Annotated in this window: 7 protein-coding genes and 1 pseudogene; 4 read left to right on the top strand and 4 right to left on the bottom strand. The window is 54.5% G+C overall.

Translation table 11 applies throughout. The annotated features are described in order from the left end of the window. Positions 1–52: 52 nt before the first annotated feature. The 3 genes and pseudogenes from repA to repC all read left to right on the top strand — a co-directional run bounded on the left by repA (position 53) and on the right by repC (position 3,708). Positions 53–1,268: pseudogene (repA, locus tag ACQY1P_RS23075) on the top strand (plasmid partitioning protein RepA). Continuing rightward, the gene (gene repB / locus ACQY1P_RS23070; RefSeq protein WP_145162306.1) at positions 1,265–2,278 is read left to right on the top strand and encodes a plasmid partitioning protein RepB; all 1,014 of its coding nucleotides are present in this window, start codon (positions 1,265–1,267) and stop codon (positions 2,276–2,278) included. Before repA ends, repB begins: the two are co-directional and overlap by 4 nt. Positions 2,279–2,469: 191 nt before the next feature. Then, a complete protein-coding gene (repC, locus tag ACQY1P_RS23065; RefSeq protein ID WP_145162304.1) occupies positions 2,470–3,708 on the top strand; it encodes a plasmid replication protein RepC in 1,239 nt (412 codons plus the stop codon). A 93-nt stretch (positions 3,709–3,801) separates the two neighbouring features. Here the strand turns inward: repC and ACQY1P_RS23060 are convergent, their stop codons facing one another. From ACQY1P_RS23060 to ACQY1P_RS23045, 4 genes are all read right to left on the bottom strand, one after another. Next, the gene (locus ACQY1P_RS23060; RefSeq protein ID WP_302079820.1) at positions 3,802–4,344 is read right to left on the bottom strand and encodes a helix-turn-helix domain-containing protein; all 543 of its coding nucleotides are present in this window, start codon (positions 4,342–4,344) and stop codon (positions 3,802–3,804) included. A gap of 253 nt (positions 4,345–4,597) precedes the next feature. Continuing rightward, complete coding sequence (locus tag ACQY1P_RS23055; protein ID WP_145162301.1) at positions 4,598–5,020, bottom strand: hypothetical protein; 423 nt, start codon at positions 5,018–5,020, stop codon at positions 4,598–4,600. After that, a complete protein-coding gene (locus ACQY1P_RS23050; RefSeq protein ID WP_145162298.1) occupies positions 5,017–5,463 on the bottom strand; it encodes a hypothetical protein in 447 nt (148 codons plus the stop codon). The genes ACQY1P_RS23055 and ACQY1P_RS23050 overlap by 4 nt, the downstream gene beginning before the upstream one ends. A 1-nt stretch (position 5,464) precedes the next feature. After that, positions 5,465–6,169 (bottom strand): ParA family protein, encoded by a 705-nt coding sequence (locus tag ACQY1P_RS23045; RefSeq protein ID WP_145162295.1) that lies wholly within the window; start codon positions 6,167–6,169, stop codon positions 5,465–5,467. A 550-nt stretch (positions 6,170–6,719) separates the two neighbouring features. Here ACQY1P_RS23045 and ACQY1P_RS23040 point away from each other — a divergent pair. After that, the gene (locus tag ACQY1P_RS23040; protein WP_145162291.1) at positions 6,720–7,121 is read left to right on the top strand and encodes a DUF6290 family protein; all 402 of its coding nucleotides are present in this window, start codon (positions 6,720–6,722) and stop codon (positions 7,119–7,121) included. The last annotated feature ends 1 nt before the right edge of the window (position 7,122 follow it).

The raw sequence follows: 7,122 nt of genomic DNA, 5'->3' as shown, positions 1-7,122 counted from the left end.
ATCCCTGACGGAAATGATCTCGTAAAGTGATCAGAACCGTCAAGAGGATTGAATGTTGCAGCTAGCTTCTCAGAGCGTCAGAGACACTGCGTCGAAGATCGAGGTCTACACCTCGAAACTCTCTGCGGAGCTGAACGATATGCGTGAAGCTGTCTATCCACCCTCTGCGCAGAAAACATTTGGCCGGACATTCTCAACCCTTGACCTAGTGAGGCTACTCAAGGTTCCGGAAAGTACTCTTCGCCAGTTGACGCTGGAAGGGAAGGGGCCTTTGCCCGAGCGCGCAGAAAACAATAGGCGAACGTACACGATAGAGCAGGTCAAGGAACTGAGGCGATTCCTGGCCGAACTTCGTCCTGACGAAGCTGGCGAGCTGCTTCCGCATCGTCGCAAAGGGGAAAAGCTTCAGGTAATTGCTACGGCGAATTTCAAAGGTGGTAGTTCCAAGACAACCACTTCTATCCATCTCGCACATTTTTTAGGGCTTCAGGGTTATCGGGTCTTGTGTCTGGATCTTGATCCGCAAGCATCGATGACTGCGCTATTTGGTATTCAGCCCGAGTTCGATCTCGGCGAGAACCAGACAGCCTATGCAGCCATTCGATATGACAATGAGAGGCGGCCGCTCGCTGAGGTGATCCGGCCAACCTATTTCCCAGGTGTCGATCTAGTTCCTGGCAATCTGGAGCTAATGGACTTTGAGTTTGATACCCCGTCCTATCTGACCTCGAAAACCAGAGATGACCTGGGTTTGTTTTTCGAGCGGTTAAGCAGTGCCCTGGCCCGCGTCGATGATCGATACGATATCGTTATCATCGACACCCCACCGTCCCTTGGATACTCGACACTCGCTGCTCTTTATGCAGCCACGTCCTTAATCATTACCGTTCACCCGGCGATGCTCGACGTTGCATCGTGCAATCAGTTCCTGATCATGATCTCCGATCTATCGGAGGTGCTGGGGCAGTTTGGAGCTAAATTTGAGCATGACTTTTTCCGCTTCCTGCTCACGCGCGTGAACCCGAATGACGGGCCGCAGAAGTACATGTCCGGAGTCATGCGCCGATTGTTTGGTGATGATGTACTCGTGGCGGAGGCGCTCGAAATCGACGGCAATCGCCGGTGCAGCGGTAGCGAAGAAGACCCTATACGAGCTTGAGTCGGGTGAGGTCGGTCGTGAGGCGTTGAAGCGCGCAATTGAGAGCGCTGACCGAGTTAACTCCGAGATCCTCGACCTCGTTCACAAAGTTTGGGGACGTAGCACATGAAGAAAAGCATCCTTCAGCGAATGGCGGCCGCCGAAACCCGGACGGAATCTCCTGTGTCGTCGGACGCGTCCGACAAGCCCTCGCTGGCGCGGCGGCACTCTTCACCTGTCATTTCCAATGTGGGTCGGGCACTGACACAGCTCACAGAAGATAGTGTCATTTCACTCGATCCTGACCGTATCGACCGCTCCCCCTATAGAGATCGCTTTGGCAACGACGAGGACGCGGCCAAAGAGCTCGAGGCGCTTAAGATTTCAATCGCAAGTGAAGGCCAAAAAATTCCGGTTCTTGTTCGGCCGCATCCGACGAAAGCGGATCATTACCAGCTTGCATACGGTTACCGTCGATGGGCAGCGATCAAGGCCATAATGGCAGAATCGGACCGCCCGGAGACCATAAAGATTCGAGCCTATGTTCGAGAACTTTCCGATCGGCAGTTGATTGAAGAGCAATCGCTCGAGAATGGTGTTCGGGAAAACCTGACCTGGATTGAGCAGGCAATGTGGGCCGTACAGCTGAAAAGTGCTGGCCTTTCCCATCGCGCCATGTGCCCAATCTTGGGAGCTTCAGAAGCGGCAATATCGCATCTTTTTCGAGTGACGGAGGCGGTACCCGAAGACATCATTCTTGCGATCGGAAGAGCAAAGGGAGTTGGTCGACCGAAATGGACCGCATTTGCCGAGTTGCTGAAAGATCCGAGCAGCGCAGCACGTGTTCGTAAAATAATCGACACGGTCGAGTTTCGAGGCGCTGACAGCTCCAGCCGTATTGCACAAGCGATACGTGCTGCAAGTTCGGCGGCCGACAAAGTGACTACGGAGCCAGCTGAAGAGATTGTTGACTTCGCCGTGGGTGACCGAGTTTTTGGCCGCATGAAGAGTAATTCGGCTGGAACTACGGTCTCAATCCCGAAGCAGGAACGCGCTTTCGCGCGCTGGCTCGCGGACCGAATGCCTGATCTTCTAAGCGAATACAACAATCGTTCAGATCCAACTCACAAAGAGGTGTGATCGAGACACTCGTTAATTGGTCAAGAGGAGAGACCGCGACAAAAGAAAAAGGCCCCCAAAACGTTTCCGTCATGGAAGCCTCTCTCAATTCCTAGCAAGATAGAGAATCGCATTTCCATGAATCCCAGTCAAGAGTCTTTGGCATCGTTTTGGTGAGCGGATTTCTTTTGCCTGAAGAAAGGTGAAGGAATATGCAGACGGGAAATGTGACGACGCCCTTTGGGCGGCGGCCGGCTGTGCTTGCTCTTGTAAAGAGGCAGCTCCAGACGTCCGAGACGAAACCAAGCCGCCAGGTCGAAAAATGGAAAGTGTTTCGCGACGCTTGTGAGGCCCGTGAACGCCTTGGCCTCCAGGACAGGGCGCTGACTGTGCTGGACGCATTGCTGACGTTTTATCCAGAGAGCGAGCTCAACTGCGATAGTGGATTGGTGGTCTTTCCATCCAATGCTCAGCTGTCTGTCAGAGCGCACGGCATAACCGGAACGACCTTGCGGCGGCATTTGGCTGCCTTGGTCGAAGCCGGGCTCATCCAGCGCAAGGATAGTCCGAACGGCAAGCGCTACGCTCACCGGGACAAGGGTGGCGATATCGAGCAGGCTTTTGGATTCGATCTTTCTCCACTTTTGGCTCGTGCTGCGGAACTTGCAGGTCTGGCACAGGAAGTCGCTGCCGAGCGCCTGCAGTTCAGACGAGCCAAAGAAGCGCTGACTATCTGCCGGCGTGATGTACGCAAGCTAATTTCCGCCGCGATGGAAGAGGGGGCCGACGGCGACTGGGAAGCCATCGAAAACATGTATGTCGGCATTGTCAGCCGACTCCCCCGCAATCCTGACCGTCGCCAGGTGGAGGTAATCCTCGACGAGATGCAGCTTTTGCGCACTGAAATCCTCAACCTTCTGGAAAATCAGTTAGATTCTCAAAATATGGACGGCAATGCTGTTCAAAATGGCTGTCACATACAGAATTCAAAACCCGAATCCATCCATGAACTTGAACCTAGCTCTGGAAAAGAGCCGGGCGGAGCCGTCGAGTTGGAAGTAGCACCCAAAGAGGTTGCTCAGCCGTTGGCAAAGCCGGAACAGATGAAGGCGTTCCCGCTGTCGATGGTCCTGAAAGCCTGCCCGCAGATTTTGGATTACGGGCCCGGGGGGACGATCTCCCATTGGCGCGAGCTGATGGGGGCCGCGGTGGTGGTTCGATCAATGCTTGGTGTTAGCCCGTCGGCTTATGAGGAGGCGTGTGAGGTGATGGGGCCCGAGAACGCGGCGGTTGCTATGGCTGCAATCCTGGAGAGGGCAGGGCATATCAATTCGGCAGGTGGATATCTCCGCGATCTCACGCGTCGAGCGAGGGCAGGGGAGTTCGGGCTCGGACCAATGCTGATGTCGTTGATGCGCGCCAATACGAACGGAGGCCGGAAAGCAGGGTGAGGGGCTGTGCTGACGCACTAGGGTGAGGTCTCGATGGAAAAGGCCTGAAGTCAGCCTTCCTACATTGACAGCACTTACAACCGGTTTCAGCTCTCATTCGTCTGTAGGTGTTTCGGTTGTAGATGACTTGCGACCTGGTGGGCGACCAGGCGGACGGCCTCTCCTGCTGGCTCTCGCAGCTTTTCGGTTCAATCGTTGGCGTTCAGCCTCAGCTTGCGCTTCAGCCTCCGCTTCCGCTTTCTGTCGAGCCTCAAGAACATCGCTTGGCGTCAATTGGCCAACTATGCCAATCAAACTGCGTATGGTGTCGTGGGGGAGGTCATGAATAAGTCTGAACAATTCAACCCGATCATCGGCCTCTTGAGGATCTTTGCCGTAAAGATGAGGTGCCGCAGCATGAATCATCTGCATTGGCAGGAAACCAAGGAGCTCGGAAAGGTGGATCATTCGTGATACGGTAAGGCGCGAAATGTTCAGTTCATAGCGGCTATAAACCACTCGTGCGAGACCAGCCAAGGTCGCGAAATCACTCTGGGTCAAACCAGTTTTCGCACGTTCGTCTAAGAGGAATGCGGAAAGCTTTGCGTCGATCTCCCCGAAGCTGACAATGCCGTCGAAGCCCTTCTGGCGGTACAAGGGTCTCTGGAAATCTGGATCTGTGGTCTCAACCAGTTCCCTTGAATTGATATAGTCGGATAGATTCCGCACCGTCGGTATTCCCTCAGTCCCCAAATCCGCCAGTGGCAGATATCACGCACCATAACGTGCCATTAAGGCACTGTCATCCTGCGCGCCAGTCACACAAACCTAACAATATTGGGGGGAATGATCTGTAACATTGCTCTCTTGGGATCGAAATGCGCAACTCAGAGGCGCGTTGTGCCTCGAGTCAAGTTTGACTGCGAGCATTCCTGTTCACCGCCTTCGCAGCAATCAAATTCCAGCTGTGGGCATTGGGTTGAAAAATGCCTTCGAGGATCCTCTCCTCGCTGACCCAACTCAACTTCACGCGCATTTCGCAAGCTAGGGAGAACTGGTCGATGCTGATGCATCTTGTGATCCGGATCTCAGACTTCGGTCCGTGTTCCTCGAAGTCCCACATTGCGAACCGGAACAGCTCGCGTTTGGCGCGATCGTCCGTTGGCCAGTCGGTTTGCTTGAAAGGCTCCGGTGGAGCGGCGCCGACACTGAGAAAAGTTCTCTTTATGGCGCGAATATCGATCCCGACCTTCTCCGTCGCTTCAGGGTTGATCAAAAATCCAAGAGTTGCGCCTAGCGCCACCCCGCCCAGGAATCGAAGGTCGAGGATCAATAACCATTATCCTTCAGAAACTGGTCAATCGCGGCCTTGACGATCACCGTCATTTTCAAGTCGTTTTCAGAGGCTGCTCGCTCCAGACGTTTCTTAGTATCGTAATCAAGGGGGCAGTTGACGAAGTGTTTGCTCTCTCGCGCTTTATTCTGCTTCAGCTCCTGCAGTCGTATTCTGGATGCCTCACGCTCTAACGATCTGCTCGTCGCTCTCTCCCGGCGAGCCTCCGGTGATGGCAGAATCAAGCTCGACCGTTGTGGCACTTGAACGTCAGGGACCTTCGCTGGAGCTTCTTCGATAGCAACCTGGTCTGGATGATCGCTGGCCACCAAGTTTTCTGCTTCGTTGTCTATAGCCGGCGGCGACATTGAATTGGGCACATTCCCCCGTGACCGTCGCGGTGCAACGGGAAAATCAGATATACTGGAAGTCCCTTTAGCCATCTTACGCCCTCTTTTCCTCGTTTGTCAGGAAACGTTCAATTTCTTGCATCATGCCCATAACCTCACTCCGGGCCTTTCTGACCGAGTCGCTGAGCTCAAGCATTTGCAGTGTCCCATATCCTAGTCTGATGTCCCGATAGGGGTTCCGCTCATACAGCTCGGTATCAAGGAGGTGTGAATCATATCCCTGCTCTTGCAGGTTTGCGATGAAGGGGCGGATCAGGCGGTAGGCTTCCAGTGAACGTCCCGGGAGAGTAATCCGGGTTCTGAAGTTGAGATGTGGAATGTTTCGCCCGGTACGATCGCAGGCGTCAGCCACGTCCATTGCTGCCTGGCCAGCAGCAAGGATCTCGTCTTGGTTTGGCTGGATCGGCGTCATAACGATCTGCGAGCCGGCGATGATCGTGTCCCGTAGCACGGTGTCTTGACCGGGCGAGTCGATCAGCACGACGTCAAACCCGGCGGTTTCGTTCTCCAGAATATGCTGAAGTGATGCATTGGTTACCGCCGTGCGAAGCTCAATGCCGTCTGGCCTGTTGTCTTTCGCCTCGGAACGGGACCACCACTCATTGAGGTTTTGTCGGCCATCGGCATCGACCAAGAGCACTTGCTTACCATGAAGCGCATATTCTCCAGCGACCAGGATTACGGCGGTTGTCTTGCCCGCTCCACCCTTGCCGCTTACCAGCGATATGCAGATTGTCATTGCGCGATCCTCTCAGACTAACGGTTCCCCCGCCCCCTAGCGATCCGACGTGGGTTCAATCGGCACATCAGTATCGTCGTTAAAATCTTCACATCGAAGCAAACCTAACATGTGAACACACGCAGGTTAAGATCAAAACAAACGTGTGATCACACGCCGTTGGACATCAATGAAACCACACGAGTTAGTCGTGTGGTTTTTACAAGGTCTGGGTCGAGTGGTGAACCCCGGAGCCGCGTGAGGCCTCACTTGGCGCTCGCACGGAGGGCGCAAGGGCGAAGAGCGAAGCGTCCCTTTCGCCTGAGTACGAGGGACAGACAAAGGCCTTCGAGAGCGGTTTTGGCGGTGAACCCTGGTGAGCGTTCCAACGGAAAGGGTGCGAAGCGAAGCGGAGCGTAGCCAGTCAAGAGGTGGAATTTGGTTGAAATTTTGGGATAGTGCTTTAGGTTTAGAGTGGCAGGATACGCAAAAATGTTTTACATTTTGCACTGCGATCGTGGGACAAGCCCACGATGATGGTCGCAAGGCTCCGGGAAGGCTTAATTGATTGATGAGTGAAGACACGATCGAAGCGCCGACAGCCAAGCAACGCAAGGGGCGTCTAATCAACGTCCGCGTCAGCGATGCAGAGCATTCGGCTATCGAAGAAGCGGCCAAGTCGACCGGTATGAGTGTGTCTGCTTTTTTCCGTTCGCTGCTCCTCGAGGGTGCTGGCGTTCGACCCATTCTGACTGCTGAAGACAGGTTGATCATGGCCGCGTTGCTCGAAGACATGCGGATGATCGGCATCAATTTGAATCAGGTAGCCCGCTCCCTGAATGCAGGAAAGGGTGTCCATCCCTCAGAGCTGGACATCAACCTTGGCAACGTCCAGCGGATTCAGGCGGCCGTTATGAGTGAGCTGCGGACACTTTCGCGCCGTGCCGGGCATGAGCGCCGAGGCGAGGTGTAGG

Origin of the sequence: Neorhizobium sp. DAR64872/K0K18, from assembly GCF_050500175.1 — a bacterium.
GTDB lineage: Bacteria > Pseudomonadota > Alphaproteobacteria > Rhizobiales > Rhizobiaceae > Neorhizobium > Neorhizobium soli.
This window is presented reverse-complemented; position numbering and strand designations above follow the sequence as displayed.

What these genes read in the sequence shown, in the direction of transcription:
- repB (WP_145162306.1), top strand. Translation starts at nt 1,265, where the DNA reads ATGAAGAAAAGCATCCTTCAGCGAATGGCGGCCGCCGAAACCCGGACG.
- repC (WP_145162304.1), top strand. Translation starts at nt 2,470, where the DNA reads ATGCAGACGGGAAATGTGACGACGCCCTTTGGGCGGCGGCCGGCTGTG.
- ACQY1P_RS23050 (WP_145162298.1), bottom strand. Translation starts at nt 5,463, where the DNA reads ATGGCTAAAGGGACTTCCAGTATATCTGATTTTCCCGTTGCACCGCGA.
- ACQY1P_RS23045 (WP_145162295.1), bottom strand. Translation starts at nt 6,169, where the DNA reads ATGACAATCTGCATATCGCTGGTAAGCGGCAAGGGTGGAGCGGGCAAG.
- ACQY1P_RS23040 (WP_145162291.1), top strand. Translation starts at nt 6,720, where the DNA reads ATGAGTGAAGACACGATCGAAGCGCCGACAGCCAAGCAACGCAAGGGG.